At 75.1% G+C, this 26383-nt stretch carries 25 protein-coding genes; 16 read left to right on the top strand and 9 right to left on the bottom strand.

What is annotated here, in order from left to right; all coding sequences use genetic code 11:
- Positions 1-108 precede the first annotated feature (108 nt).
- Complete coding sequence (locus tag AB0H57_RS13075; RefSeq protein WP_357505795.1) at positions 109-552, bottom strand: SAV_6107 family HEPN domain-containing protein; 444 nt, start codon at positions 550-552, stop codon at positions 109-111.
- Positions 553-1084: 532 nt separating this feature from the next.
- On the opposite strand from AB0H57_RS13075, the gene AB0H57_RS13070 reads away from it, so the two are divergent.
- The 3 genes from AB0H57_RS13070 to AB0H57_RS13060 are packed head-to-tail and all read left to right on the top strand — an operon-like array spanning position 1085 to position 3817.
- A complete protein-coding gene (locus AB0H57_RS13070) occupies positions 1085-2482 on the top strand; it encodes a ferredoxin reductase family protein (protein ID WP_357505792.1) in 1398 nt (465 codons plus the stop codon).
- 20 nt (positions 2483-2502) lie between these two features.
- Positions 2503-2994: an FMN-binding protein gene (locus AB0H57_RS13065; protein ID WP_357505790.1), complete on the top strand. Its 492-nt coding sequence runs from the start codon at positions 2503-2505 to the stop codon at positions 2992-2994.
- 7 nt (positions 2995-3001) lie between these two features.
- On the top strand, positions 3002-3817 hold the full coding sequence (locus AB0H57_RS13060; RefSeq protein WP_357505788.1) for an FAD:protein FMN transferase: 816 nt from the start codon (positions 3002-3004) through the stop codon (positions 3815-3817).
- On the opposite strand, the gene AB0H57_RS13055 is transcribed toward AB0H57_RS13060, so the two are convergent.
- A complete protein-coding gene (locus tag AB0H57_RS13055) occupies positions 3799-4989 on the bottom strand; it encodes an FAD-dependent monooxygenase (RefSeq protein ID WP_357505786.1) in 1191 nt (396 codons plus the stop codon). The genes AB0H57_RS13060 and AB0H57_RS13055 overlap by 19 nt on opposite strands.
- A 74-nt stretch (positions 4990-5063) precedes the next feature.
- On the opposite strand from AB0H57_RS13055, the gene AB0H57_RS13050 reads away from it, so the two are divergent.
- The 7 genes from AB0H57_RS13050 to crtI all read left to right on the top strand — a co-directional run bounded on the left by AB0H57_RS13050 (position 5064) and on the right by crtI (position 11291).
- Positions 5064-5828, top strand: coding sequence for a TetR/AcrR family transcriptional regulator C-terminal domain-containing protein (locus AB0H57_RS13050; protein WP_357505784.1), 765 nt, complete (start codon positions 5064-5066; stop codon positions 5826-5828).
- A gap of 217 nt (positions 5829-6045) precedes the next feature.
- Positions 6046-6534: a YbaK/EbsC family protein gene (locus AB0H57_RS13045; RefSeq protein ID WP_357505782.1), complete on the top strand. Its 489-nt coding sequence runs from the start codon at positions 6046-6048 to the stop codon at positions 6532-6534.
- Positions 6531-7262 (top strand): monooxygenase, encoded by a 732-nt coding sequence (locus tag AB0H57_RS13040; RefSeq protein ID WP_357505780.1) that lies wholly within the window; start codon positions 6531-6533, stop codon positions 7260-7262. The genes AB0H57_RS13045 and AB0H57_RS13040 overlap by 4 nt, the downstream gene beginning before the upstream one ends.
- Positions 7259-7834, top strand: a complete 576-nt coding sequence (locus AB0H57_RS13035; RefSeq protein ID WP_357505778.1) for a GNAT family N-acetyltransferase — start codon at positions 7259-7261, stop codon at positions 7832-7834. Before AB0H57_RS13040 ends, AB0H57_RS13035 begins: the two co-directional genes overlap by 4 nt.
- Complete coding sequence (locus AB0H57_RS13030; protein WP_357505776.1) at positions 7831-8664, top strand: carotenoid biosynthesis protein; 834 nt, start codon at positions 7831-7833, stop codon at positions 8662-8664. Before AB0H57_RS13035 ends, AB0H57_RS13030 begins: the two co-directional genes overlap by 4 nt.
- Positions 8664-9791 (top strand): glycosyltransferase family 2 protein, encoded by a 1128-nt coding sequence (locus AB0H57_RS13025; protein ID WP_357505813.1) that lies wholly within the window; start codon positions 8664-8666, stop codon positions 9789-9791. Before AB0H57_RS13030 ends, AB0H57_RS13025 begins: the two co-directional genes overlap by 1 nt.
- 12 nt (positions 9792-9803) lie before the next feature.
- Positions 9804-11291 carry a phytoene desaturase family protein gene (crtI, locus tag AB0H57_RS13020; protein WP_357505774.1) on the top strand — a complete coding sequence of 496 codons (1488 nt, stop codon included), beginning with the start codon at positions 9804-9806 and terminating at the stop codon, positions 11289-11291.
- 33 nt (positions 11292-11324) lie between these two features.
- On the opposite strand, the gene AB0H57_RS13015 is transcribed toward crtI, so the two are convergent.
- Complete coding sequence (locus AB0H57_RS13015) at positions 11325-12014, bottom strand: CDP-alcohol phosphatidyltransferase family protein (protein ID WP_357505772.1); 690 nt, start codon at positions 12012-12014, stop codon at positions 11325-11327.
- Between the two features lie 43 nt (positions 12015-12057).
- Complete coding sequence (metF, locus tag AB0H57_RS13010; protein WP_357505770.1) at positions 12058-12975, bottom strand: methylenetetrahydrofolate reductase [NAD(P)H]; 918 nt, start codon at positions 12973-12975, stop codon at positions 12058-12060.
- A gap of 240 nt (positions 12976-13215) precedes the next feature.
- On the opposite strand from metF, the gene AB0H57_RS13005 reads away from it, so the two are divergent.
- Together AB0H57_RS13005 and AB0H57_RS13000 are read left to right on the top strand one after the other, a co-directional pair.
- Positions 13216-14586 (top strand): helix-turn-helix domain-containing protein, encoded by a 1371-nt coding sequence (locus AB0H57_RS13005; RefSeq protein WP_357505768.1) that lies wholly within the window; start codon positions 13216-13218, stop codon positions 14584-14586.
- Between the two features lie 9 nt (positions 14587-14595).
- Positions 14596-15678, top strand: a complete 1083-nt coding sequence (locus tag AB0H57_RS13000; protein ID WP_357505766.1) for a polyprenyl synthetase family protein — start codon at positions 14596-14598, stop codon at positions 15676-15678.
- Positions 15679-15700: 22 nt separating this feature from the next.
- Here the strand turns inward: AB0H57_RS13000 and AB0H57_RS12995 are convergent, their stop codons facing one another.
- Positions 15701-16078 (bottom strand): Rv2175c family DNA-binding protein, encoded by a 378-nt coding sequence (locus AB0H57_RS12995; protein WP_357505764.1) that lies wholly within the window; start codon positions 16076-16078, stop codon positions 15701-15703.
- Between the two features lie 142 nt (positions 16079-16220).
- Between AB0H57_RS12995 and pknB the strand changes: the two genes are divergently transcribed.
- Positions 16221-18209, top strand: a complete 1989-nt coding sequence (gene pknB / locus AB0H57_RS12990) for a Stk1 family PASTA domain-containing Ser/Thr kinase (protein WP_357505762.1) — start codon at positions 16221-16223, stop codon at positions 18207-18209.
- Positions 18206-19090 (top strand): deoxyribonuclease IV, encoded by an 885-nt coding sequence (locus tag AB0H57_RS12985; RefSeq protein WP_357505760.1) that lies wholly within the window; start codon positions 18206-18208, stop codon positions 19088-19090. Before pknB ends, AB0H57_RS12985 begins: the two co-directional genes overlap by 4 nt.
- Before the next feature lie 111 nt (positions 19091-19201).
- Here the strand turns inward: AB0H57_RS12985 and AB0H57_RS12980 are convergent, their stop codons facing one another.
- Together AB0H57_RS12980 and AB0H57_RS12975 are read right to left on the bottom strand one after the other, a co-directional pair.
- Complete coding sequence (locus AB0H57_RS12980; protein ID WP_357505811.1) at positions 19202-20221, bottom strand: GntG family PLP-dependent aldolase; 1020 nt, start codon at positions 20219-20221, stop codon at positions 19202-19204.
- Between the two features lie 117 nt (positions 20222-20338).
- Entirely contained in the window at positions 20339-21745 is a 1407-nt protein-coding gene (locus AB0H57_RS12975) for a class II 3-deoxy-7-phosphoheptulonate synthase (protein ID WP_357505758.1), read from the bottom strand.
- 212 nt (positions 21746-21957) lie between these two features.
- Between AB0H57_RS12975 and AB0H57_RS12970 the strand changes: the two genes are divergently transcribed.
- A complete protein-coding gene (locus AB0H57_RS12970) occupies positions 21958-22860 on the top strand; it encodes a lytic polysaccharide monooxygenase (protein ID WP_357505756.1) in 903 nt (300 codons plus the stop codon).
- A 68-nt stretch (positions 22861-22928) separates the two neighbouring features.
- Here AB0H57_RS12970 and AB0H57_RS12965 read toward each other — a convergent pair whose 3' ends face one another.
- A complete protein-coding gene (locus AB0H57_RS12965) occupies positions 22929-24557 on the bottom strand; it encodes a glycosyl hydrolase family 18 protein (RefSeq protein WP_357505754.1) in 1629 nt (542 codons plus the stop codon).
- A 188-nt stretch (positions 24558-24745) separates the two neighbouring features.
- Here AB0H57_RS12965 and AB0H57_RS12960 point away from each other — a divergent pair, with 188 nt between their 5' ends.
- Entirely contained in the window at positions 24746-25234 is a 489-nt protein-coding gene (locus AB0H57_RS12960) for a glutathione peroxidase (protein ID WP_357505752.1), read from the top strand.
- 105 nt (positions 25235-25339) lie between these two features.
- Here the strand turns inward: AB0H57_RS12960 and AB0H57_RS12955 are convergent, their stop codons facing one another.
- On the bottom strand, positions 25340-26143 hold the full coding sequence (locus AB0H57_RS12955; RefSeq protein ID WP_357505750.1) for an SGNH/GDSL hydrolase family protein: 804 nt from the start codon (positions 26141-26143) through the stop codon (positions 25340-25342).
- Positions 26144-26383: the final 240 nt, after the last annotated feature.

Genomic DNA, 26383 nt, shown 5'->3' with positions numbered 1-26383 from the left:
GGTGGTTTTCCCTGGGCGGCTTCCCCCCCGGTTATCGTGTGTGCTGTGGGCGGTGGGGGGGGGGGCGTCCGGCCACCTGTCCTCCCGCCGGTGGCCGGACGCCACGGGTCAGGCGGCCAGCCCGTCGAGCGCCGGCTGGTGCGCCACGCCGAGCATGGCCTCCACCAACGTCACGAACTCCTCGGCGGCGCGGAGCAGGTCGTCGGCCTCGCGGGCGGTGACCACGCGGGGAATGCCGGCCTCGGCGGCGGCCCGCTTGCCCGCACCGGCGGAGAAGTAGCGGGCCCACTCGTCGAGCTCGGGGGCGACCGCGCAGAGCAGCACCCACACGCTGGTGATCCGGTTGCGCCGGGCGGGCGCCGGGCGGGCCCGGGCGGCGAGCACGGCGGCGGCGGCGCGCAGCGCGGCCAGGTGGGCGGCGGCGTACCGGAGGCCGTCGGGGCGGGTCCGGGCGGCCTCGGCGAGCCCGCGACGGGCGACCGCGAGCAGTTGGGCGGGGGTGCGGTGCGGCAGCACGTGCGCCGGCACCGTCGGCGCCTGACTGGTCGGCATGGCTGTCTCCTCCACGTGGCCGGGACGGGCGCGTCGGCGACGGACCGAAGCCCGCCGGGCGGCGCGCCCGGGGCGGGTGGTGCGGAGGAAGACGCACCGGGTGGTGGCCGGCCGGGTGTGGACGCTTCCCCACACCACACCCGGCCGGCGTACCGGCGGGTCCGTCGTCCGCCGCCCGGGGGTCGGTGGGCGGCGGACGACGGTCCTGCCTGACGGGAACCGGGCTCGCGACTGCCCGGCGCCCCGGCGCGATCCGCGGAACCGCGCCTCCCGGGAGCCGGCGCCGCGAAACACCACTCCCGGAGAACGTTGGAACGGGTGTGCGACTCAATCGAACACTCGTTCTAACTACCGCTGACAGTACACCTCCCCTCCGACAAAAATGCAACGTGTGACGGGCGGCGCGTCCGACGAGGCACCCCCGCCAGGCCCGGAACTTCTCAGCCCGCACACAGGGTCGGCAAAGCCGGCGCGGAGGTCCACCGCGCAGGGTGGTGGTCATGAACGTCAGCCGTACCGAACCGGCCGCCCGGTGACCGCCACCGTCGCCGACCGGCGTACCGTCCAGCGCCCGCCGCGGGCCGTCCCCGGCTGGTGGGCGGACGTGGCGGGCGGCGCCGCCGCGCTCAGTCTGCTGGTGGTCACCGCGCTCTGGACCGCCGACCGGGGAGTGCAGGAACTGCTCGCCGGCGTCGCCACCGGCCTGACCTCGCTGGGCCGGCTCACCGGCCTGCTCAGCGCCGACCTGATGCTCATCCAGGTGGTGCTGATGGCCCGGGTGCCGCTGATCGAGCGGCGCTTCGGGCAGGACCGGATCGCCCGCTGGCACCGGCTCGCCGGCTTCGCCTCCTGCCACCTGCTGCTCGCGCACGTCGCGCTGACCACCCTCGGGTACGCCGGCACCGCCCGGCAGAACCCGCTCGCCCAGGCGTGGTTGCTGGTCACCGCGTACCCGGGGATGCTGCTGGCCACCGCGGCGCTGGCGCTGCTGGTCCTGGTGGTGGTGACCTCGGTCCGGGCGGCCCGGCGGCGGTTGCGCTACGAGTCCTGGCACCTGCTGCACCTGTACGCGTACCTGGGCATCGCGCTGGCGCTGCCGCACCAGCTCTGGACCGGGGCCGACTTCGTCGGCTCGGCGGCGGCCCGGGCCTACTGGTGGACGGTGTACCTGCTGGCGCTGGCCAGCGTGCTGGTGTTCCGGCTGGGCCTGCCGGCCTGGCGTTCGCTGCGGCACCGGGTCGAGGTGGCCGCGGTGGTGCCCGAGGCGCCCGGCATCACCTCCGTCTGGCTGCGCGGACGGCACCTGCACCGGCTGCCGGTACGGGCCGGGCAGTTCCTCAACTGGCGGTTCCTGACCGGCCCCGGCTGGTCCCGGGCCCACCCGTACTCGCTGTCCGCGCCGCCGTCGGGCGACCTGATGCGGATCACGGTCAAGGACCTCGGCGACGGCAGCTCCCGGGTGTCCACCCTGCGCCCCGGCACGAAGGTGCTGCTGGAGGGGCCGTACGGGCGGCTGACCGGGGAGCACTGGCGCGGCGGCGGGGTGACCATGTTCGCCTGCGGCGTCGGCATCACCCCGCTGCTGGCGCTGCTCTGGGAGCTGCCGTACGCCCGGGGGCGGGCGGTGCTGCTCTACCGCGCGCGTACGCCCGAGGAGCTGGCCTTCGCCGCAGAGCTGGACCGGCTGGCCGCGGAGCGCGGCGTGGTGGTCCACCACCTGGTCGGGCCGCGCGCGCGGCGGCCGTCCTGGCTGCCGGCGTACGCCGAGGGCCTGACCGACGCCGAGGCGCTGCGCCGGCTGTCGCCGGAGATCGCCCGGCACGACGTCTACCTCTGCGGCCCGGACGGCTGGGTCGACGCCGTCCGCGCCGCGACCCGCGCCGCCGGGGTGCCCGAGGCGCACGTCCATCACGAACGATTCGCCTGGTGACGGGCGGAAGGGACGGATCCATGCGACGCCTCACCCTCTGGCTGCTGTCCACGGTCGCCGCGCTGGTGCTGCTGTTCAGCTACCGGACCAGCACGATGGGGCCGGGCGGGGGAAGCAGCGCGACCGCCGGCGGCTCGGCCCAGGGGTACTGGTCCGCGACCGACGACTCGGGCGGCTCGGGCTCCTCCGGCTCGGGCTCGTCGAGCGGCTCGCCGTCCGGCGGTTCCTCGGCCAACGGCACGGCCACCGGGTCGGTGGCGCAGACCCGGTGGGGGCCGGTGCAGGTCCGGATCACCGTCTCGGGCGGGAAGATCACCGACGTCGTCGCCGTGCGGGTGCCGGACGGCAACCGTCGGGATCAGGAGATCAACGACTACGCGGTGCCGGTCCTGCGGCAGGAGGCCCTCGCGGCGCAGAGCGCGGAGATCGACACGGTTTCGGGGGCCACCGTCACCAGCGACGGCTACCGGGAGTCCCTCCAGGCCGCCATCGACGCGGCACACCTGAAGTGAGGGCGCGATGAAGCCGACGACCGTGGACCTCGACCGGCGGGCCTGGGTGGTGCAGGTGATGGGGCTGCCGGTGAGCGCGCACCTGCGCGGGCCGCAGGTGCGCACGGACGCGGTGGCGGAGCGGGTGCAGCGGTTCTTCGCCGAGCTGTGCGAGGTGGACGCGGTGTTCAGCACGTACCGGCCGGACAGCGAGATCGGCCGGCTGGGCGGGGCCGCGCCCGACCCGGCCACCGCCACGCCGGTGGTGCGGGAGGTGGTCGAGTGGTGCGAGGCGGCCCGGTCGCGTACCGGCGGCTGGTTCGACGCCCGCCGCCTGCCGCTGCCCGGCGGTGGCACCGGCTACGACCCGTCCGGGCTGGTCAAGGGGTGGGCGGTGGAGCGCGCCGCGCGGCACCTGGCGGACCTGCCGGGGCACGACCTCTGCCTCAACGCCGGCGGGGACGTGCTGCTGCGGACCGGGCCGGGCCGGCCGGGCTGGCGGGTGGGCGTCGAGGACCCCGGGCGGCCCGACCGGCTGCTCGACGTGCTGGAGCTGGCGAGCGGCGCGGTCGCCACGTCGGGCACCGCGCGGCGCGGCGCGCACATCCTGGACCCGCGCGCCGGCCGCCCCGCCCGGGCCGTCCGGTCGGTCACCGTGGTCGGCCCCGAGCTGCTCTGGGCCGACGTGTACGCGACCACGGCCGTAGCCCGGGGCGCGGACGCGCTGGACTGGCTGACGACCCTGGACGGGTACGCCGCCCTGCTGGTGGACGCCGCCAGCCGGGTCCGGGCCACCCCGAACTGGCCCGGGTCCCGGCCGGCGGCTCAGACCCACGCCGGATAGTCGGGCAGGTCGGCCTCGGTGGCCAGCGAGCCGGTGCCGCGGACCAGCATCGACTGGACCGGCCGGGTGGCCAGCAGCCGGTCGCGTAGCCACAGCCCCCATCCGCTGGCCGGGGCGAGGAAGTGGCCGGGGTTGGCACCGCGCTGCCAGCGGGACGCGTACCCGCGCATCCGCCGCTCGTACCCGGGCAGCGCGACCCGGGGGTCGCCCCCGGCCACGGCCAGCTCGCCGGCGAGCACGTACGCCCCGACGACGGCGGTGCCGACGCCCATCCCACCCAGGGTCACCCCCCACGCCGCGTCGCCGAGCAGCACGCTGCGGCCGGTGTGCCAGCGCGGGGCCCGGATCCGGGCGATCGCGTCGAAGTAGAGCTCCGGCGCGGCGCGCAGGCCGGTCAGCAGCCGGGGCACGTGCCAGCCCAGTCCGGTGAAGGCGTCGGTGATCAGCGCCTGCTGCCGCTCGACGTCCAGCCGGTCGTGGTCCTGCCGGGGGCCGGTGAAGACCACCAGGGCGGTGGCCCGGCCGGGTTCCCGGGGGTCGGCGACCACGCTTGCCATCCGGCCGGGCACGTTGAACTGCCGCGGCACCGCGTCGGCCCCCAGGTCGTTGGGGAGGTCCCAGCCGGCCAGGTGGTAGCCGAGGTGGGTCAGGTGGGCCGATTCCGGGCCGAGGGCCAGCCGGCGTACCCCCGAGTGCATCCCGTCCGCGCCGACCACCAGGTCGACGGTGCGGGAGCCGCCCCGGGCGAGGTCGACCCGCGCCCCGTCGGCGCCCTCGGCGAGTGCGGTGATCCGGTCGTCGAACAGGTACTCCACCCGGTCGGTGCCGTGCTCGTAGAGGATCCGGGACAGGTCGCGGCGGCGGACCTCCAGCTCGCCGCCGGCGAACTCGGCCGGTAGCCGGAAGATCTCCCGGCCGTACGCGTCGACCCGGCTCATCGCGCCGGCATGGGTCTGCACCGCGCGCAGCTCGTCGAGCACCCCCATGGCGGCGAGCACGCCGAGGTGGGTGGGCCCGCGGAAGTCGACCGCGAAGCCGCTGGTCCGCAGCGCCGGGGCGACCTCGACGACGGTGACCTCGGCCCCGAAGCGGGCCAGCCACCAGGCCACCGCCGGGCCGGCCACCCCGGCACCGGAGACGAGCACGCGGAAGCCGCGCAGTGGAAGCGCCATGATTCCCCCCGTAAAAACTGTGTCCGTTGGATACGGTGTACTGTAGACACAGTTTCGGCCGACGAGCAAGAGAGGTGTCCGTGGAGCACGGTGGCATCGACAGACGGCGGCTCCACGAGTTGCTGTGGGGCACACCCGGTGGGCCCCGGCGCGGCCCCCGGCCCACCCTCACCGTCGAGACCATCGCCCGGGCCGGCATCGCCATCGCCGACGCCGACGGGCTCGAGGGGCTGACCATGCAGCGGGTCGCCGAGTCGCTCGACGTGACCAAGATGGCGCTCTACCGGTACGTGCCCGGCAGGGCCGAGCTGGTCGCCCTGATGCTGGAGGTGGCGATCGGCGAGCCGGCCCCGCCGCCGCCCGGAGCCGACTGGCGCACCCAGCTCGACGACTGGACCCGGCAGATATTCGACCGGTTCCGCCGTCACCCGTGGGCGCACGCCGCCACCGCGGCCCCCCGGGTGCCCGGCCCGAACGAGCTGGCCTGGCTGGAACGTGTGGTCGCCGCCCTCAGCGGCACCGGGCTGACCGGCGGCGAGCAACTCGACGTCGCGGTGCTGCTGATCGGGCACGCCCGCAACCTGGCCCAGCACACGACCGCTGACTCCGCCCCCGGGCAGGACCGGGAGGCCGCCTTCACGCTGCTGGTACGCGGCCGGGAGGAGCGCTACCCGGCGCTGGCCGCCGCGCTACGGCCGGCTGCCGGCGGCGAGGTCGACGACAACGCCCTCGACTTCGGCCTGGCCCGCATCCTCGACGGCATCGCCGCGCTCGTCGCCGCCCGCGCCGCCGGGGCGACCAGCGGCCTCCCGCCCGGAAATAGTGGGCACCGGCCATGATCACGCACTCGCTCGGCCGGCTACTTCGGGCCCACCTTCGGGCGCGAATTCCCGACGCCCGAGGAGCTGCTCCCCCTGGCGGCGTACGAGGAGGACCCACAGGCGGACTGGTACGCGCGGGAGATCGAGGGACGGGCTGACCGACCTCTACCGTCGCGCGGCGGGACACGGTGTGGGTGGGTGGGGACCGGGCGGGCGCGGCGGGGAGAATGGGGGCATGCAGTCACACCCGAACGTGCAGGCGGTGCAGCGGGCGCTCGACGACGCGGGCGCGCGGGACGGCTCCGCCGACGCCAGCCAGGTACGCCTGCTGCCCGGGGCGGCGCACACCGCCGCGGCGGCGGCCGAGGCGCTCGGCGTCGAGGTGGGGGCCATCGCCAACTCGCTGATCTTCGACGCGGACGACGCGCCGCTGCTGGTGCTCACCTCCGGCGCGCACCGGGTGGACACGGCCGGCCTCGCCGCGTCCATCGGGGTCACCCGGCTGCGCCGGGCCAGCCCCGAGTTCGTCCGGAAACACACCGGCCAGGTGATCGGCGGGGTCGCCCCGGTCGGCCACCCCCGACCGCTGCGCACTCTGGTCGACACCGCCCTGGCGGCGTACGACGAGGTGTGGGCGGCCGGCGGGGTGCCCCAGGCGGTCTTCCCGACCACGTACGCGGAGCTGCTGCGGATCACTGCCGGAACCCCGGCCGACGTGGCGTGAGCGACGTCCCCGACCTGGTCACGCTGCACGTGTGGCGGATCCCCCGGACGGCGGTGCCCCGGGCGCTGGCCCGGATGGCGCTGCACCCGCTCCGGCTGCGGCACACCCCCGGCGTACGGTTCGGCAAGCTGCTCGGCACCGGGGCCGGCACCGGCTTCGGCCCCGGCGACGCCGACCTGACCCGGTGGGCCGCCCTGGTGGTCTGGGACTCCCCCGCCGCGGCGGCCGGCTTCGACGGCTCACCGGTGGGCCGCTCCTGGGACCGGATCGCTCACGCGTCCGCCCGGGTCGAGCTGCGCCCGCTGACCAGCCGGGGCGAATGGTCCGGCCGGCGACCCTTCGGCGACCCGCCCGGCGGCCTCGTCGACGGGCCGGTGCTCGCGCTCACCCGGGCCCGGCTGCGGCCCCGCCGGGCGGCCACCTTCTGGCGGGCCGTCCCGCCGGTGGCCGCCGCGCTGCACGCCGCGCCCGGGCTGCTCGCCCGGTTCGGCGTCGGCGAGGCCCCGCTGGGCTGGCAGGGCACGGTGAGCGTGTGGCGGGACGCGGCGGACCTCGTGGCGTTCGCGTACCGTCACCCGGAGCACCGGGCCGCGATCGCCCGCACCCCGACCGAGGGGTGGTACGCCGAGGAGCTCTTCGCCCGGTTCGAGGTGCGCGACGTGGTGGGTGACCGTTCGGTGCTGGGCTGGGCCGGCGCGGGCGGCGCGGGAACGAAGGGACAGGCATGAGGCTGGTCCGGTGGACGCCGGAGGATCTCGTCCGACGGCTGGACGACGTGGTGGTCGTCTACGGCGAGGCGATGGGCTACCGCGCCGACCTGCTGGAGGCCCGGCGCGGCTACATCGCCACCCACGTCCGCCGCCCCGGCTTCCGCGCGGTGGCCAGCCTGACCTCCGAGGGGCACCTGGCCGGCTTCGGGTACGGCTATCTCGGCGCGGCCGGGCAGTGGTGGCACGACCAGGTGTACCGGGCGCTGGACCCGCCGGCCCGCAAGCGGTGGCTCGGCAACTGCTTCGAGGTGGTGGAGCTGCACGTCCGGCCGCCCGCGCAGGGGCACGGCCTGGGCGCCCGCCAGCTGCGCGCCCTGCTCGACCTGGCCGACGGCGACACCACCCTGCTCTCCACCCCGGAGGCCGACGAGCAGCGGTCGCGGGCCTGGCGGCTCTACCGCCGGTTCGGCTTCGTCGACCTGCTGCGCCACTTCCACTTTCCCGGCGACGAGCGCCCGTTCGGCGTGCTGGGCCGGGACCTGCCGCTGGACCCGCCGGGCGCCGGCCGGCCCGGACCGGGCACGCCGTGATCCACCGGCGGCTGCCCTGGGTGCTGCTGGCCGTCCTGGTCCTCGCCCAGATCTGCTATCCGCTGGCCGGCGGGGTCACCCGCAACCGGCTCACCGTGGCGACCGTGCTGCTGGGCTGGCTGCTGTCGGTGGCCCACGCGGCGGTCAGCCGCGGTCCGCGCGCCGCCGCCGCGCTGGTCGCGGTCGCCACCGGGGGCGGCTTCGCGATCGAGGCGCTCGGGGTGGCCACCGGCTTCCCGTTCGGCAGCTACGACTACTCCGGCCAGCTCGGCCCGAAGCTGGCCGGGGTGCCGCTGATCATCCCGCTGGCCTGGACCTGGATGGCGTGGCCGGCGTGGCTGGCCGCGGTCCGGCTCGTCCGGCCGGTCGGCTGGCGGGGCGCGGCCGGGCGGGTCGCGCTGGGCGCGGTCGGACTGGCCGCCTGGGACCTCTTCCTCGACCCGCAGATGGTCGCCGAGGGTCACTGGCGCTGGCTCGACGCCACCCCGGCGCTGCCCGGGCTGCCCGGCATCCCGGTCAGCAACCACCTCGGCTGGCTGCTCTTCGCGGTGCTGCTGATGGCGGCGCTGCGCCCGCTGGCCGGCCCGGCGGCGGGCCGCACCGGGCCCGCCGACCTGCCGATGTACGCGCTCTACCTGTGGACGTACGCGTCCAGCGTGCTGGCCCACGCGGTCTTCCTCGACCTGCCCGCCTCCGCGCTCTGGGGCGCGGCCGGCATGGCGGTGGTCGCCGTGCCGCTGGCGGTGGCGCTCGGCCGGGGCCGCGCCGACCGGACCGACCGGGCCCGGCCGGCGCCGGAACCGGCCGCCGAGGCCGACGCGACCCGATGATCACCGCCGCCCTCGCCCTGCTCGTCGCCGTGGCCGGGCTCACCGGGCACGCCTGGGTCAACGCCACCCGCTGGCTGCGCCGCCCGGGCGACCCGCCGGCCGAGCCGACCGAGCCGGTCGCGGTGCTGCTGCCGCTGCGCGACGAGGCCGACCGGGTCACCCCCTGCCTGCGCGCGCTGCTCGCCCAGCAGGGCGTGCCCGGCCTGCGGATCGTGGTGCTCGACGACGGCTCGACCGACGGCACCGCGGAGGTGGTCCGCGCGGTGGCCGGCGGCGACCCACGGGTCACCCTGCTCACCGGGGTCGCCCCGCCGCCGGGCTGGCTGGGCAAGCCGCACGCCTGCTGGCAACTGGCCACCCGGACCGACCCGGCCCCGACCGTGCTCGCCTTCATCGACGCCGACGTGGTGCTCGCCCCGCACGCCGTCGCGGCGGCGGTGGCCGAGCTGCGCGCGGCGCGGGCGGTGCTGCTGTCCGCGTACCCCCGGATCGTGGTGCGGACGGCGGCCGACCGGCTGGTGCAGCCGCTGTTGCAGTGGTTGTGGCTGACCTTCCTGCCGCTGCGGGCGATGGAGCGCTCGCCACGGCCGTCCCTGGCCGCGGCCGGCGGGCAGTTCCTGGTCGTGGACCGGGCCGGCTACCTGCGGGCCGGCGGGCACGCGGCGGTCGCCGACAAGGTGCTGGAGGACATCGAGCTGGCCCGGGCGGTGAAACGCTCCGGTGGCCGGATCGCGCTGGCCGACGGCTCCCGGCTCGCCTCCTGTCGGATGTACGACGACTGGCCGCAGCTGCGCGACGGCTACTCGAAGTCGCTGTGGGCGTCGTTCGGGCACCCCAGCGCCGCGGCGGTCGTGGTGACCCTGCTGCTCCTGCTCTACTCCGCTCCCCCGCTGCTCGCGGTGGCGGCTCTGGTGACCGGCCAGCCGGCGGTGGCCGCGGCCACCCTGGCCGCGTACCCGGCGGGCGTCGCCGGGCGGGTGGTCTGCGCCCGGGCGACCGGCGGGCGGGCCTGGCCCGACGCGCTGGCACACCCCGTGTCGGTCGTGGTCCTCGGTTGGCTGACGCTGCGGTCGTACCATCTGCGGAAGCGGCGCCGCCTGTCCTGGCGCGGTCGCCCGGTCAGCTAGGAGGAGCGCGGCATGGCGCGAATCGTGGTCGTCGGCGCCGGGGTGGGTGGGTTGGCCACCGCCGCCCGGCTGGCCGCCACCGGACATCAGGTCACCGTGCTCGAGCAGGCCGGCACGGTCGGCGGCAAGCTCGGCCGGTACGCCCACCACACCCCCGAGGGGTCGTTCCACTTCGACACCGGGCCGAGCCTGCTCACCCTGCCGCAGGTCTTCCACGACCTGTTCGAGGCGACCGGCGCGAAGCTCGACGAGTACCTCGACCTGGTGCCGCTGGACCCGATCGTGCGGCACGTCTTCGCCGACGGGTCCACCCTCGACTCGGGCGCCGACCCGGACGGGTTCGCCGGCCGGATCGGCACCGCCTTCGGCGACCGCGCGGCGGCCGACTGGCGGCGGCTGTGGCGGCGGGCCGAGCGGGTGTGGGCGGCCTCGCACCGGGACATCCTGCGGCGCAGCGTCGACTCGCCGCGGGACCTGGCCGCGCTGGCCTGGCGGCTGGGTGACCTGGCCGCCATCGCCCCCGGGCGTACGCTGCGCGGCCTGGGCCGCGGCCACCTGGCCGACCCGCGGCTGCGGATGCTGCTCGACCGGTACGCGACCTACACCGGGGCCGACCCGCGGCGCGCCCCGGCCGCCCTGGTCGCCGTCCCCTACGCCGAGCTGGCCTACGGCGGCTGGTACCTGCGCGGCGGGCTGGGCAGCCTCACCGACGCCCTGCTCACCCGCTGCCTGGACCTGGGCGTGGTGGTACGCACCGACACCGCGGTCACCCGGATCGACGCCGCCGGCGGGCGGGTGCACGGGGTACGCCTCGCCGGGGCCACCGCGCCGCTGCCCGCCGACGTGGTGGTGGCAAACGTGGACGCGCTGACCCTCTACCGGGACCTGCTGCCCCACCCGCGCCGGCTGGCCCGGCTCACCGACCGGAGCCTGGCCGGCTTCGTGCTGCTGCTCGGCGTGCGCGGCGACAGCGGGCTGGCCCACCACAACGTCTTCTTCCCCCGCGACTACGACGCCGAGTTCGACGCGGTCTTCGGCGACCCGGGGCGCGGGGCCCGGGCCCGGCCGGCCCTCGACCCGGCGGTCTTCGTCACCGTGGCCGACGACCCGGCGGCCCGCCCGGCCGGGCACGAGGCGTGGTTCGTGCTGGTCAACGCCGCCCGGCACGGCACCGCCGCGGGCGCGGTCGACTGGCGCCGGCCGGGGCTGGCGCAGGCGTACGCCGACCGGATCCTCGACGTGCTGGCCGAGCGGGGCGTGGACGTCCGGGACCGGCTGCTCTTCCGCGAGGTGCGCACCCCGGCCGACCTGGCCACCGCCGCCGCCGCGCCGGGCGGGTCGATCTACGGCACCGCCGGCGGGCTGCTCCGGCCGGCCAACCGCGGCCCGGCGCACGGGTTGTGGCTGGTGGGCGGCTCCAGCCACCCCGGCGGCGGCCTGCCCATGGTCACCCTCTCCGCCGAAATCGTCGCCACCGAAATCGGCCCCGCCTGGGGGTAAGGAGGGGCCCCCGGTCAACACCCCGGGGCGGGGTCAGCCGGCGTCGGCCAGGGCGCGGCGGACGGCGGAGAGCAGCTGGCCCAATCCGAAGCCGGCCAGCAGCACCCACACCGCGGTCACCATGGTGATGGTCCCGGCCGTCAGGTCGGGGTCGATCAGGCCGCTCGCCCCGGCCAGCAGCAGCCCGACCAGGGCCACGCAGACCCGGGTGGGCCGCTCCCCCACGGTCACCGCGCCCAGCTCCCGCATGCCCGCGGCGACCGCCCGGGCCCGGGCGTACTCGTGCAACCAGGACAGCGCCCCACCCGCGACGACCAGCGCGCCCGGCGCCCCCAGCAGCCAGAACGCCGCCAGCCAGGCCACCTCGCCGAGCCGGTCGGCGAGCGAGTCGTAGACGTACCCGAGGCGGGTGGTCCGGCCGGTGGCCACGGCGACCGCGCCGTCCACGCTGTCGGCCACCGCGGCGGCCAGCACGAACAGCGCCGCCACGAACGGCCCGTTGCCCGGCCGCACCGCGAACAGCGGTACGCAGAAGCAGAGCAGCACCCCGACGGCGGTCACCGCGGTCGGGCCGACCCGCAGCCGGCCCAGGATGAACCCGACGTGGTACGCGAAGCGCAGCCAGGCCCGGACCACCGGCGCCGCCACCCGCGGGTCGAAACCGCCGTGCAGCCGAGCCCAGGCGGTGGCGTACTCGTCCCAGCTCAGTTGTGTGCCCACCACCGGTCAACCGTCGCAGCAGCGTCCAGGTGTCGGGAATCCGGGGTCAGACTCGGGCTCCGATCCGCAGGTGCTGCCACACCTCGCGGGTCGCGGTGGACCGGTTGAGGGTGATGAAGTGGATGCCCGGGACGCCCTCGTCGAGCAGCCGCGCGCACATCTCGCTGGCCTGCTCGATGCCGAGCCGGCGCACCGCCTCCGGGTCGTCGGCCACCCGCGCGAACCGCTCCGCCAGGGCGGGCGGGAAGGGCGCGCCGGAGAGCTGGACCGACCGCTCGATGGTGCTCAGCTGGGTCACCGGCATCACCCCGGCGAGGATCGGGGTGTCGCAGCCGGTGGCGGCCACCCGGTCGCGCAGCCGCAGGTAGTCGTCGGCGTCGAAGAACATCTGGGTGATCGCGAACTCGGCGCCGGCCCGGCACTTGCGGACGAAATGCTCGGTGTCGCTGGCCACGTCCGGCGAGCGCGGGTGCTTGTACGGGAAGGCGGCCACCCCGACGCTGAAGTCGCCCGCGTCCCGCACCAGGCGGACCAGGTCCTCGGCGTACTGCACGCCCTCCGGGTGGGGCACCCACTCGCCGCCCGGGTTGCCCGGCGGGTCGCCCCGCACGGCCAGCACGTTGCGCACCCCCACGCCGGCCAGCCGGCCGATCACGTTGCGCAGCTCGGCGACGGAGTGGTTGACCGCGGTCAGGTGCGCCATCGGCAGCAGGGTGGTGTCGGTGGCGATCCGCTCGGTGACCGCGACCGTGGTGTCCCGGGTCGACCCGCCCGCGCCGTAGGTGATCGAGACGAACGAGGGACGCAGCGACTCCAGCTCGCGGATGGCCTGCCAGAGCAGTCGCTCGCCCGGCTCGGTCTTGGGCGGGAAGAACTCGAACGAGAACGTCGGCTGCCCCGTGCGGATCAGCTCCCCGATCGCCGGTTGCGGATTGGGGAGGACGGAGGGAAGACCGAGCGCCACGCCACGACTCTAGCCGCCCGGACGCCCCGCACCGACGACCTTCCCACCCGTCGGAGCGGCAATGTCGGGCGGGAAGCGTCGTACCCCCGGGATATCACTGGGGGCAGCGCGGGTCGGCCGGCCGGGCCGGACCACGGGGTACGCGCGGGGGTCACGCGGGGTCACCAGCACCGATCGGCGACGTACGTGCCGTCCTCGGGGACGGTCGGCGTCGCCGCGCCGACGCCTTTCGGAGGACCGATGACCCCGCCACCGCCGCCCCTCGGGACGCTGCTGGCCCAGCTCCGTACGGCCCGCGGCTGGAGCCAGCAGCGGCTCGCCGCGCAGCTGTGCGCCGCCGCCGGCGTGCCGACCCTGACCCGGCACGAGATCTCCCGGTGGGAGCGCCATGTGCGGCTGCCCGGCGAATTCTGGCTGGCCTGGCTGGCCACCGTCCTCGGGGTGCCGGCCGGGCTGCTCGCCGACGCGGCGGCCCACGGTCGGCACCCGGGTCCACCGCCCGGGGCCCGGGTCGGCTCCCGGCCGCGGGCGGCGCTGCTCGCGGTTGCCCGGCGCTGGCTGGCCGACCCGGGTGGCGGGCTGCTCGCCGCGCCGACCGCCGGCCAACTGCCCGCCCAGGTCGTCGACGGGGCGCCCGCCGGGGCGCCCGGGCTGGCCGAGCTGCGCCGGCTGGACGACCTGGCCGGCGGGGCCGACCTGGCGCCGTTCGGGGCGTACCGGCTGCGCCGGGCGGTGCGCCGGCTGTCCGCGGCCGGCCCGGCGGGCCGCCGCCGGCTGCTGCCCGTGCTGGCCGAGTCGGCCCAGCTCGCCGGGTGGCTGGCGGCCGACGCGGGCGATCCGGCCGGCGGGTTGGAGGCGTACCGGCTGGGCCTGCGGGCGGCGGCGGCCGCCGGGGACCGGGCGCTGGCCGGGCACGTGCTCGGCTCGGCCAGCCACCTGCTGGCCGGCGCGGGCGACCCGGCGGGCGCGCTGCTGCTGGCCCGCACCGGATACCTCGGCGCCCGGCGGGCGGCCAGCCCGGGGCTGCGCGCCCTGCTGCTGCACCGGGTGGCGCTCGCCGCCGCGCTCGGCGGACGGCTCCGGGCGGCCGGCGCGGCGCTCGACGCGGCCCGGCGTGCCACGGTCGCGCCGGAGCCGGGCCGGGAGCCGTCCTGGCTGTACTGGCTGGACGCGGCCGAACTGGCCGCGATGACCGGGCGCACGCTGGTCGCGCTCGGCCGGTCCGGTGCCGGCGTGCCGCTGCTGCACGCCGCCCGGTGGGCGGGCCGGCCGCGCGCCGCCGCCGTCTACGGCGCCTGGCTGGCCCGCGGTCACCTTCAGCTCGGTGAGCTGGAGCGGGCCTGTGCCGTGGCCGGGGCGGCGCTGCTCGACGCCGTCCGAGCCGGGTCGCCGCGGGCCGTCGGCGAGCTGGCCGAGGTGCGCCGCCGGCTGGCCCAGCGCGCCGACGCCCCCGCGGTACGCCGGCACGGCGCACTCGTCGCCGCGGCCCGTCCGTGGCTGCCGCGACGCGCGCCGGTGACCGGCCGGCCGGGTCCGGGTGGCCGACGCGGTGGCCCACCTCGGCCGACCCGCCGGCCCCGGGATGCGGCGCGTGCCCCGGCGACCGGCTAGCGTCGTGGCGTGACCGACGCCGCTCCCGTGTCCCCCGTCGACCGCGCCGGCCTGCGCCAGCGGGTGGACAAGGCCCTCACCGAGTTTCTCGCCCAGCAGCGCATCTGGATGCGGGGGGTGGACGACGCCCTGGCACCGGTGGCCGAGGCGATCGAACGGTTCGTGCTGGGTGGCGGCAAGCGGTTGCGGCCCGCCTTCGCGTACTGGGGGTACCGGGGCGCCGGCGGGGTCGACTCCGACCAGGTGGTGAGCACCCTGGCCGCGTTGGAGTTCGTGCAGGCCAGCGCGCTGATTCACGACGACCTGATGGACCGCTCGGACACCCGGCGGGGTGAGCCGGCGGTGCACCGGCGGTTCGCCACCCGGCACCGCCGGGCCGGCTGGGGCGGGGACGCGGACGGCTTCGGCGACGCCGCGGCGATCCTCCTCGGCGACCTGTGCCTGGTCTGGTCGGACGAGCTGCTGCACTCCGCCGGCCTGGACCCGCGTACGGTGTCCCGGGCCCGACCGGTCTTCGACGAGATGCGCACCGAGGTGACCGTCGGGCAGTACCTCGACGTGCTGACCCAGGCCACCGGGGACATCTCGCTGGAGCGGGCCGGCAAGGTGGCCCGCTACAAGTCGGCGAAGTACACGGTCGAGCGGCCGCTGCTGCTCGGTGCCGCGCTGGCCGACGCACCGGAGCCGGTACGCGCCGCCTACTCGGCGTACGGGCTGCCGCTCGGCGAGGCGTTCCAGCTCCGCGACGACGTGCTCGGGGTGTTCGGCGACCCGGCGCAGACCGGCAAGCCGGCCGGGGACGACCTGCGCGAGGGCAAGCGGACGTACCTCGTGGCGGCGGCCGTGGAGACGGCCGACGAGGCAGGCCGGGGGCGGCTGCTCGCCGGCCTCGGCGACCCGGAGCTGGACGAGGCCGGGGTCGCCCGGCTGCGAGAGTTGATCACGGCCAGCGGGGCGCTGGAGCGTACCGAGCGGCGGATCGCCGCGCTGACCGAGACCGCGCTGGGCGCGCTGGCCACGGTCGACCTGGAGACCGAGGCCCGCCAGGCCCTGGTGGACCTGGCCATCGCCGCCACCCGCCGTACCCTCTGACCCGCTCCCGGCCGGAGCCGGGTCAGAACCCGAGGGCCTGGGCGCGGCGCTTGACCTCGCGGGCCTGGTCGCCGGCGAGCGCGGCGGCCGGCGTGCCGGGGAGGGTGGGGTCCTCCTCGTAGAGCCAGCGCAGCGCCGCCTCGTCGTCGTAGCCGGCGTCGGCCAGCAGGTTCAGCACGCCGGGCAGGTGCTTGAGCACCTGCTGGTTGGCGACCAGGTCGGCCGGGATCCGGCGGACGCCGTCGCGGCGCGCCGCGACGAGCTCCCGGTCCCTGATCATCTGGTGCACCTTGCTGATCGACAGGTCGAGGCGCTCGGCCACGTCCGGCAGGGTCAGCCAGGCGGCCGGGTCGGCGGGTCCCGCGGCGGCGGACTGCCCGGAGGGTACGGAATCGGTCACCCGACCACCCTGCCACGTGCCGCCGGCGGTCCACCACCGGCACCCCCGTGACCTGCGTCAGCGCGGCGGGACAGCCGCACCGGAGCCCCGGCTGTAGCATCCTGTTCACCGTTCACGCCTCCGACACATAGACTGCCTGCCGATGGACACACAGGTCGCCGACACGTTGCTGGGCTCGCTGATCGACGGGCGCTACCGCATTCGCGGTCGCGTCGCGCGTGGCGGCATGGCGACCGTGTACACCGCCACCGACGAGCGCCTCGAACGCACCGTGGCGGTCAAGATCATTCACCCGAGCCAGGCGCCGGAGTCGCCGGCCCGGCTGGCCGCTTTCGTGGCACGGTTCACCGACGAGGCGAAGACCATCGCCCGGCTGACCCACCCCAACGTGGTGGCGGTCTACGACCAGGGCAAGCACGCCGGGCTGCCGTACCTGGTCATGGAGTACGTCCGCGGTCGCACCCTGCGCGACGTGCTGGCCGAGCGGCGCCGGCTCAACCCGGAGGAGGCGCTGGCCATCGCCGAGCAGATGCTCGCCGCGGTCGCCGCCGCACACCGGGCCGGGTTGGTGCACCGGGACGTCAAGCCGGAGAACGTGCTGGTCGCCGAGGCGCCCACCGGCGGGCCGGCCAACCTGGTCGACAGCGTGGTCAAGGTGGCCGACTTCGGGCTGGCCCGGGCGGTGGAGGCCAGCGAGGAGAACGGCAACCAGCTGATGGCGACCGTCGCGTACGTGGCGCCCGAGCTGGTCACCGAGGGCCGGGCGGACGCCCGTACCGATGTCTACTCGGCGGGCATCGTGCTGTTCGAGATGCTCACCGGCCGGGTGCCGTACGACGGGGACCGGCCGGTGGACATCGCCTGGCAGCACGTCGACCGGGACGTGCCGGCGCCGTCGATGCTCGTGCCGGCGCTCCCCCGCGAGCTGGACGAACTGGTCGCGCGGGCCACCCGCCGCGACCCGGGGGCCCGGCCGACCGACGCGGGCGCCCTGCTCAGCGAGATGCAGACCGTCCGGGAGGGCCTGAGCACCCCGGACAACACGCACACCGCGGTGCTGCGCCGGGTGAGCGACGACCAGCAGCCGGTGGCCCAGCCGACCATGGTGGTGGCCGCGGTGCAGCCGGCACAACGCCCGGCCTGGGCGCGGCTGCCCGAGACGCAGGCCCAGCCGCCGCACCGGCGCCGGGCGGCGCCGCAGGGCTCGGCGCTGGGCGGCAAGCTGGCCGCGCTGCGCGGCCGGATGGGCGGCGACGGCGACGGCCAGAACCGGCTCGGCATCGCCGCCGTGGTGGTGGTGTTCGGCCTGCTCGCCGCGCTCGGCGGCTGGTGGTTCGGGGTGGGCCGGTACACCGTCGCCCCGCAGCTGGTCAGCATGAGCAAGGCCGACGCCGAGTCGCGGGCCGCCGAGGCCGGCTTCAACCTGGAGTACGCCCCGGCGAGGTACGACGAGAAGGCCCCCAAGGACCAGGTGATCGGCCAGAGCCCCGCCTCGGCCAGCCGGATCCTCAAGGGCGGCACGATCACCCTCACCCTGTCCCTGGGCCCCGAGCGCTTCCCGCTGCCCGACGTGATCGGCAAGGACTTCACACTCGCCGACTCGGACCTCAAGAGCGCCGGTCTGGTGGTGGTGAAGGGCCCCGCGCGCTACAACGACAACCTGCCCAAGGGCGTCGTGGTGGCTACCAGCCCGAAGGCCAAGGCGCAGGTCAAGCCGGGCGACAAGATCACCGTGGTGGTGAGCAAGGGGCGGGCGCCGATCACCGTGCCGCAACTGGTCGGCAAGAACGTCAACGACGCCCGGTCGGCGCTGGCGCAGCTCGGGCTGGTGCCGGTCGAGACGTACAAGGACTCCGACAAGCCCAAGGACGAGATCCTCGGGCAGAGCCCGGCCGACGGCGCCGGGGTCGAGAAGGGCGCACAGGTCAAGCTGGACGTCAGCAAGGGCCCGCCCGCCGTGGTGGTGCCGCGCGTGATCGACCTGCCGTGCCCGCAGGCGCAGCAGCAGCTGCAGGGCCTCGGCTTCCCGGTGAACGTGCAGTTCAACCCGAACGGCACCGTGCGGTTCCAGAACCCGGGTGAGAACGCGCAGGTGCCCCCGGGCACCCAGGTCACGATCGGCTGCCTGTGACCGGCCCGGCCACCGTCGGGCCGGCCGCCCGCCGGCCGGTCGGCTCGCACACCCCCACGTCCGGGGGCCTGGCGCGGTCGGTCCTGCCGTACGTCGACGCGGCCGGCTCCCGGGTGGTGCAGGTCTACGTCTCCAACTCCCGGGGCTGGGCCCTGCCGCCCGGGGACCCGGCCCAGGACGCGTTGCTGCGGGACGGCTGCGGTGCGCGGGGCGTACCGGTCTACATCCACGCGTCGCTGCTGGTGAACCTCGGTTCCCCCACCCCGGCCACGGTGCAGCGGTCGGCACAGACGCTGGCGCACGCGCTGCGCCGGGGCCGCGCGATCGGCGCCGAGGGTGTGGTCTTCCACGCCGGCAGCGCGGTGGAAGCCGGGTACGCCGAGACCGCCATGCGGCAGGTACGCGAAACCCTGCTGCCACTGCTCGACGAGGCGGCGGCCGCCGGGGGGCCGATGCTGCTGGTGGAGCCGAGCGCGGGTGGCGGCCGGTCGCTGGCCTCCCGGGTCGAGCAGCTGGGCCCGTACCTGGACGCGGTGGAGCGACACCCGATGATGGGGGTCTGCTTCGACACCTGCCACGCCTGGGCCGCCGGGCACGACCTGGCGGCCGAGGGCGGGATGACCGCGACGCTGGACGCCCTGGTGGCCACCGTCGGCGCGGACCGGCTCAAGCTGGTGCACGCGAACGACTCGAAGGACCTGTGCGGCTCCACCCGGGACCGGCACGAGAACATCGGCAAGGGCACCATCGGCGAACCGGCCTTCGCCGAGCTGATGCGGCACCCCGCCACCGCCGGCGTCCCCGTCGTGGTGGAAACCCCCACGGAGAAGCACGAAGGCCACGCCACCGACATAGCCACCCTAACCCGCCTCCACCCCTAACCCCCTTCCCCACCCCCCAGGGTGTCGATCATGAAGTTTGCGTCGGATTCCGCCCGATCCGCGACGCAAACTTCATGATCAACCCGGAGAGGGGCTGGGGGTGGGAGGGGGTTAGGCGCGGAGGGTTTGGGTCAGGGCTTCGGTGGCTTGGGTGATCTGGGTGTCGGAGACGTCCAGGTGGGTGACCAGGCGGGCGGTGCGGGGGCCCAGCACCGAGACCAGGACGCCCCGCTCGCGGGCGGCGGCGGCGAACCGCCTCGCGTCGAGCGGGTGCTTGGTCAGGTCGAGCGGGACGATGTTGGTCCGGACCCGGCCGGCGAGCACCCCGAACGGGGCGATCGCCTCAGCCAGCCGAGCCGCCTTGGCGTGGTCGGCGGCGAGCCGCTCGACGTGGTGCGCCAGGGCGTACCGGCCGGCGGCGGCGAGGACGCCGACCTGCCGCATCCCGCCACCCATCCGCTTGCGGACGAACCGGGCCCGGGCGATCTGCTCCGCGCTGCCCACCACCAGCGAGCCGACCGGCGCGCCGAGGCCCTTGGAGAGGCAGACCGACAGGGTGTCGAAGAGCGCACCGTACTCGGACAGCGGCACCCCGTCGGCGACGTGCGCGTGCCAGATCCGGGCGCCGTCGCAGTGCAGCGCCAGCCCGTGCTCGTCGGCGACTTCCCGCAGCCGGCGCAGCACGCCCAGCGGGATCACCCCGCCGCCGCCCCGGTTGTGGGTCTGCTCCACCGCGATCGCCCGGGTCGGCACCGCGAAGTAGCCGTCCGGCCGCACCATCCCGGCCACCACGTCCGGGTCGAGGTCCGCGCCGACCGCCGGCCAGGTCCGCGAGGAGATCCCGCCGTACGCGGCCGCGGCCCCGATCTCGTACGTAACGACGTGCGCGTCGGCGTCGCAGAGCAGCTCGTCGCCGGGCGGCACCAGCAGTTGCAGGGCGATCTGGTTGGCCATCGACCCGGTCGGGGCGAACAGCGCCGCCTCGTGCCCGAAGAGCGCGGCGACCTCCGCCTCCAGGGCGGTGACCGTCGGGTCCTCGCCATACACGTCGTCGCCGACCTCGGCCGAGGCCATCGCCTCCCGCATCCCGGCGGTGGGCCGGGTCACCGTGTCCGAACGAAGATCGATCAGGTCAGCCACTGTCATCCCTTCGGCTGCCGACTGCGGGGCTCGCAAGCTCACTCCTCGCGTCAGCCACTGTCATCCCTACGGCTGCCGACTGCGGGGCTCGCAAGCTCACTCCTCGCGTCAGCCACGGAGCATCTCCGCCACGAGGAAGGCCAGCTCCAGCGACTGCTGGGTGTTCAGCCGCGGGTCGCAGGCGGTCTCGTACCGGTCGGGCAGGTCGAGGTCCTCGATGCCCTGGGCGCCGCCGAGGCACTCGGTGACGTCCTCGCCGGTCAGCTCGACGTGCAGGCCGCCCGGATGGGTCTCCAGGCCGCGGTGCACCTCGAAGTAGCCGAGCACCTCGTCGACGATCCGGTCGAAATGCCGGGTCTTGTAGCCGTTCGAGGACTCGTGGGTGTTGCCGTGCATCGGGTCGCACTGCCAGACGACCTTGGCGCCGGCGGCGGTGACCTTGGCGACGATCGGCGGGAGGGCGTCGCGCACCTTGTGGTTGCCCATCCGGCTGATCAGGGTGAGCCGGCCGGGGACGTTGTCCGGGTTGAGCTTCTCGCACAGCTCCAGCGCCTCGTCCGGGGTGGTCGTCGGGCCGAGCTTGACCCCGATGGGGTTGGCGATCCGGGAGATGTAGTCGATGTGCGCCCCGTCGATCTGCCGGGTCCGCTCGCCGATCCAGAGGAAGTGCCCGGACAGCCCGTACGCCCGCTCGTCCGACACCCGGGTGAGCGCGCGGTCGTACTCCAGCGCGAGGGCCTCGTGCGAGCAGTAGAGGGTGACCGTCCGCAGCGCCTCCTCCTCGGTCATCCCGCAGGCGCGGATGAAGGCCAGGGCGCGGTCGATCTCCCGGGCGATGGCCTCGTAGCGCTCCCCCGCCGGGGAGTTGCGCACGAAGCCCTTGTTCCAGTCGTGCACCGCGTGCAGGTCGGCCAGCCCACCGCCGAGGTACGCCCGCAGCATGTTCATCGCCGCCGCCGAGTTGGCGTACGCCCGGATCATGCGCTGCGGGTCGGCGACCCGGGCCTGCGGCGTGGCCTCCAGCCCGTTGATCATGTCCCCCCGGTACGCGGGCAGCCCGCGGGCGTCGGTGGGCAGCGACCGGGGCTTGGTGTACTGCCCGGCGACCCGGGCCACCTTGATCACCGGCAGCGAGGCGCCGTAGGTGAGCACGATCGCCATCTGCAGCAGGGTGCGGGCGTTGGCCAGCAGGTGGCTCTCGGTGTTGTCGGCGAACGTCTCGGCGCAGTCGCCGCCCTGGAGCAGGAACGCCTTGCCCTCGCAGACCAGCGCGAGCTTGCGCCGCAGCTGGTCGACCTCGTAGGGCGCGACGATCGACGGGACGGTGTCGAGCACCCCGCACACCTCGGCGACCTCGGCCGGGTTCGGCCACGGCGGGGTCTGCGCGCGGGGCAGCTCCCGCCACCGGTCCAGGCCGAGGGCGGCGTCCTCGGCCGAGTCGACGGTCGGCCGGCTGGTCTGCAGGGCGGGGCTGCCCACCGCGGGGTAGCTCAACTGATGCCACTCATGGCGCATGACAGAAAGCGTACGGCGACGGCACCCGGAACCTGCTGTCGAGGGTTGCTGTACCGGCAGATGGGAGCGGATCGGTGCGCGGCGCGGCCGCCCGAGCACGGCGCGGGCGTCGCCGTCGAGCCGGCGACCGGCCGACGCCACAGCCGGTTGCCTTCCGCGGGTTCCTCCCCGAGACTAATCAGTTAAGTTTATTAACTGATTGGGAGGTTTCGATGAAACGAGGACGCCTGACCCTCACCGTCGCCGCCGTGGGGGCCGCTCCGCTGCTCCTCTCGCTCACCCTGGTCGGCCGCGCCGACGCGCACGGCTCGATGCAGTCGCCGGTCAGCCGCACGTACGCCTGCTTCCTGGAGGGGCCGGAGTCGCCGGACTCGCCGGCCTGCCGGGCGGCGGTGGCGGCCGGCGGCACCCAGGCCCTGTACGACTGGAACGAGGTCAACATCGCCGACGCCGCCGGGCGGCACCGCCAGCTCATCCCGGACGGCCGGCTGTGCAGCGCCAACCGGGACAAGTACCGCGGCTTCGACCTGTCCCGCGCCGACTGGCCGGCCACCGCGCTGCCGTCCGGCGGCAGCTGGACCTTCGCCTACCGGGCCACCGCGCCGCACCGCGGCACCTTCGAGCTCTACGTCACCCGCACCGGCTACGACCCGACGCAGCCGCTGCGCTGGGCCGACCTGGAGCTGTTCCACACCGCCACCGACCCGGCGCTCACCGACGGGGCGTACCGGATGGCGGCGCGGTTGCCGCAGCGCGCCGGCCGGCACCTGATCTACTCGATCTGGCAACGCTCGGACAGCCCGGAGGCCTTCTACACCTGCTCCGACGTGACCTTCGGCGGCGCCACCCCCACCGCCACGCCCTCCCCCACGGTCTCACCCAGCCCCACCACCTCGCCCAGCCCCACCGTCCCGCCCAGCCCGTCGCCGACCCCGCCCGCATCCACGCCGTCCCCGTCCACCACGCCGACCGGCACCGCGCCGGCGTGGCAGCCGAACACCCCGTACGCCGTGGGCGCCCGGGTCAGCTACACCGGCCGCGTCTGGCAGTGCCGCCAGGCCCACACCTCCCTCACCGGCTGGGAACCCCCCAACGTCCCCGCCCTCTGGCTCTGAACCACGCGGACGGGGAGGGGCCGGTGCGGCCCCTCCCCGTCGGGTGGGATGGTGCGTCGGCGCTCGGCTCAGCCGAGACCGCCCCGGATGGCGCTGATCAGCTCACCGTTGCTGGTGTCTCCGGAGAGCTCCCAGAAGAACGCGCCGCCGAGTCCCTGGGTGTTGGCGTAGCTCATCTTCCCGCCGATGGTCGCCGGGGTGTCGTAGCTCCACCAGTTGCTGCCGCACTTGGCGTACGCCGTGCCGCCGACCGTGGCGGTGGCCGGGCAGGTGTTCTTGAGCACCTTGTAGTCCTCGATGCCGGCCTCGTAGGTGCCCGGTGCCGCGCCGGTGGCGCTGCCGCCCGGGGCGGTCTGGGTCACGCCGGTCCAGCCGCGCCCGTAGAAGCCGATGCCGAGCAGCAGCTTGCTGGCCGGCACACCCTTGGACTTGAGCTTCTGGATCGCCGCGTCGGACCAGAAGCCCTGCTGCGGGATGCCCGAGTACGAGTAGAGCGGGGAGTGCGGCGCGGTCGGTCCCTGCGCGTTGAAGGCGCCGAAGTAGTCGTACGTCATCGGCATCAGCCAGTTGAGGTTCGCCGCCGCACCGGCGTAGTCGGTCGCGTCGATCTTGCCGCCGTTGCTGCCGTCGGCGGTGATCGCCGCGGTGACCAGGAAGCTGGAGCCGAACTTGCTGCGCAGCGCGTTGATCACGTTCTTGAACGCGTTCGGGCCGCTGCTGTCGCACTGGAGGCCGCAGGCGTTCGGGTACTCCCAGTCGATGTCGATGCCGTCGAAGACGTCCGCCCAGCGCGGGTCCTTGACCAGGGCGTAGCAGGAGTCGGCGAACGCGGCCGGGTTCTGCGCGGCCTGGGTGAAGCCGGCCGACCAGGTCCAGCCGCCGAAGGACCAGAGCACCTTCAGGTTGGGGTACATCTTCTTGAGCTTGCGCAGCTGGTTGAAGCTGCCGCGCAGCGGCTGGTCCCAGGTGTCCGCGACGCCGTCGACGCTGTCCGCCGCGGTGTACGCCTTGTCGTAGTCGGCGTAGCTGTCCCCGATGCTGCACCGACCGCCGGTGGTGTTGCCGAAGGCGTACAGGATGTGGGTGAGCTTGGCCGCGGAGCCACTGGTGTGGATGTTCTTGACGTGGTAGTTGCGGCCGTAGACGCCCCACTCGGCGAAGTAGCCGACCACCTTCTTCCCGCCGGTGGGCGGTGGGGTCGTCGGCGGCGGCGTGGTCGGGGGCGGCGTGGTCGGCGGGGTGGTGGTGGGTGGGGTCGTGGTCGGCGGTGTGGTGGTCGGCGGCGGGGTGCCGCCGCCGGAGCAGGACGCGCCGTTGACCGTGCAGTTCAACGGCCCGGAGTACGGGCCGGTGCCGTTGTAGCCCCAGCTGAAGCTGGCCCCCGGGGCGAGCGGGCCGGCCCAGCTCTTCTTGACCGCGACGTAGTGGTTGCCGCTGCGGGTGACGTCGGCGTCCCAGAAGCTGCCGACGGTGGTGCCCGAGGGCAGGTCGAACTCGATGCGCCAGGTGTCCACGTTGGCACTGGTGCCGTTGGTGACCGTCACGCGCGCCTCGTGACCGGTCCCCCAGTCCTGCACCTTCGTGAACGTGGCGGTCACGCTGCCGGCGGCGGCCGCGGTCGCCACCGGGACGGCCGCGACCGCCAGGGCGACCGCGGCGCCACCGGCCCAGAGGGCTCGGCGGAGTGATCTCTTCATGGCGCCTCCCCAAATAGTTAGGAAACCTTCCAGATGTTTGCAGAGACGCTACTCACGGCGTCATCACTTCGTCAAGATGCGCATACATCGATTTATGAGCGGGCCGGCGGCGGCCTCGCGGACCGGGCCGGGACCCGCCACGCCGAGGGGCGGCGGGCGGGCCGGGGGCGGGCGCGTAGCCTCGCGGCATGACCGTCTTCGACATCGAGATCGGGGCCCTCGGCGGCGGCCCCGCCGACCTCGGGCAGTACCACGGCCGCGCCCTGCTGGTGGTCAACGTCGCCTCGCGCTGCGGCCTCACCCCGCAGTACGCCGGCCTCCAGGCGCTCGCCGAGGAGTACGCCGACCGGGGCCTGACCGTGCTCGGCGTGCCGTGCAACCAGTTCGCCGGCCAGGAGCCCGGCACGGCTCCCGAGATCGCCGAGTTCTGCGAGGTCAACTACGGGGTGACCTTCCCGCTGACCGAGAAGGTGGACGTCAACGGCCCGGCCCGGCACCCGCTCTACGCGGCGCTGGTGTCCACTCCGGACGCCGAGGGGCACACCGGCGACGTGCGGTGGAACTTCGAGAAGTTCCTCATCGGGCCGGACGGCACGGTGGCCGCGCGGTTCGCCCCGCAGGTCGCCCCCGACTCACCCGAGCTGCGCGCCGCGATCGAGCAGGTCCTCCCCGGCTGACGACCCGCCACCCGCCGGCCCCGCCGCCCCGTCTGCGGGGGCGGCGGGTGTCAACAGGGGGCCCTTCCGCTACCGGAAGCGTTAACCGGGGCCCCCTCCTTGCCATCACCCCGCAGTGCTGCGGAACACCGGGTAGTAGCCGCCGGACTGGCCGGCCGCCGTCGGGTGGTACGAGATGCCGATGTTGGTGTAGTTCAACGCGTGCAGCCACTTCTCGCCGTAGCTGCACAGCTGGTGTCCGACGAAGATGGACCGGACGTCGGCGAACTTGAAGCCGGCCGCCAGGGCGGCGCTGCGGGTGATGTCGTCGACCAGGTTGATGCCCTCGTTGATCTTCGCCCGCGAGGCGGCGCTCAGTCCGATGCAGACCGTGCCGAGCTGGTAGAAGACCGGGTAGCCGACCACCACCACCCGGGCCGACGGTGCCCGGTTCCGGATGCCGTTGTAGACGTTGGCCAGCAGGCCGGCGAGCTCGGCGCGGGCCTTGTCCTCGGCGGCCTGCACGGCCGCGACGCACTGCGACTCGCCGTAGAGCACACAGGTGGTCATGATGTTGGCGAAGCCGACGTCGTTGCCGCCGACGGTCACGCTGACCAGCGTGGTGGTGGAGCTGAGCGCGGCGAGCTGACTGTTGATGACGTCCGTGGTGCGGGCGCCCGAGCAGGCCACCGAGCGGTACGAGGCCGGCCGCACCGCGGTGCTGTAGAGCGCCGGGTAGGCGCTGGTGCTGCGCTGACAGGAGCCGCTCTCGGAGGTGTAGCTGCCGGCGCCGACGCCGGAGGCGTACGAGTCGCCGAGGGCGACGTAGTTGTCGGTGGGGGCGGCCTGGGCGGGGGCGGCCAGCGCCAGCGTGGCGGCGAGGGATGTCGCCGCGCTCAGCGCGAGGGTAACGAGACGGAATCTCCGCACGTCGCACTCCTGGGGGTGGGAAGTGATGGTGAGAGATTGATATCAATAAGATCGTACCCGGCGGTAGCCTGCGGTTTTCCGCCAGCCGCCCATAGCGATAATTCGCTGCAAACAACTGCCAAACGGCTGCCGCCGCAGGAAGGAATCCGACGTGCCGGCCGGTCGACTTGCGCGACAGTCCCATGAACGGGACCCTGGGGCGAGCAGGCCGAGGTCACCCTCGCCCGGGGCGCGGTCTAC

The organism is Micromonospora sp. NPDC050686 (assembly GCF_040654475.1).
GTDB lineage: Bacteria > Actinomycetota > Actinomycetes > Mycobacteriales > Micromonosporaceae > Micromonospora.
The sequence above is the reverse complement of the archived record's forward strand: the minus strand, read 5'-3'. Positions and strand labels throughout refer to the sequence as shown.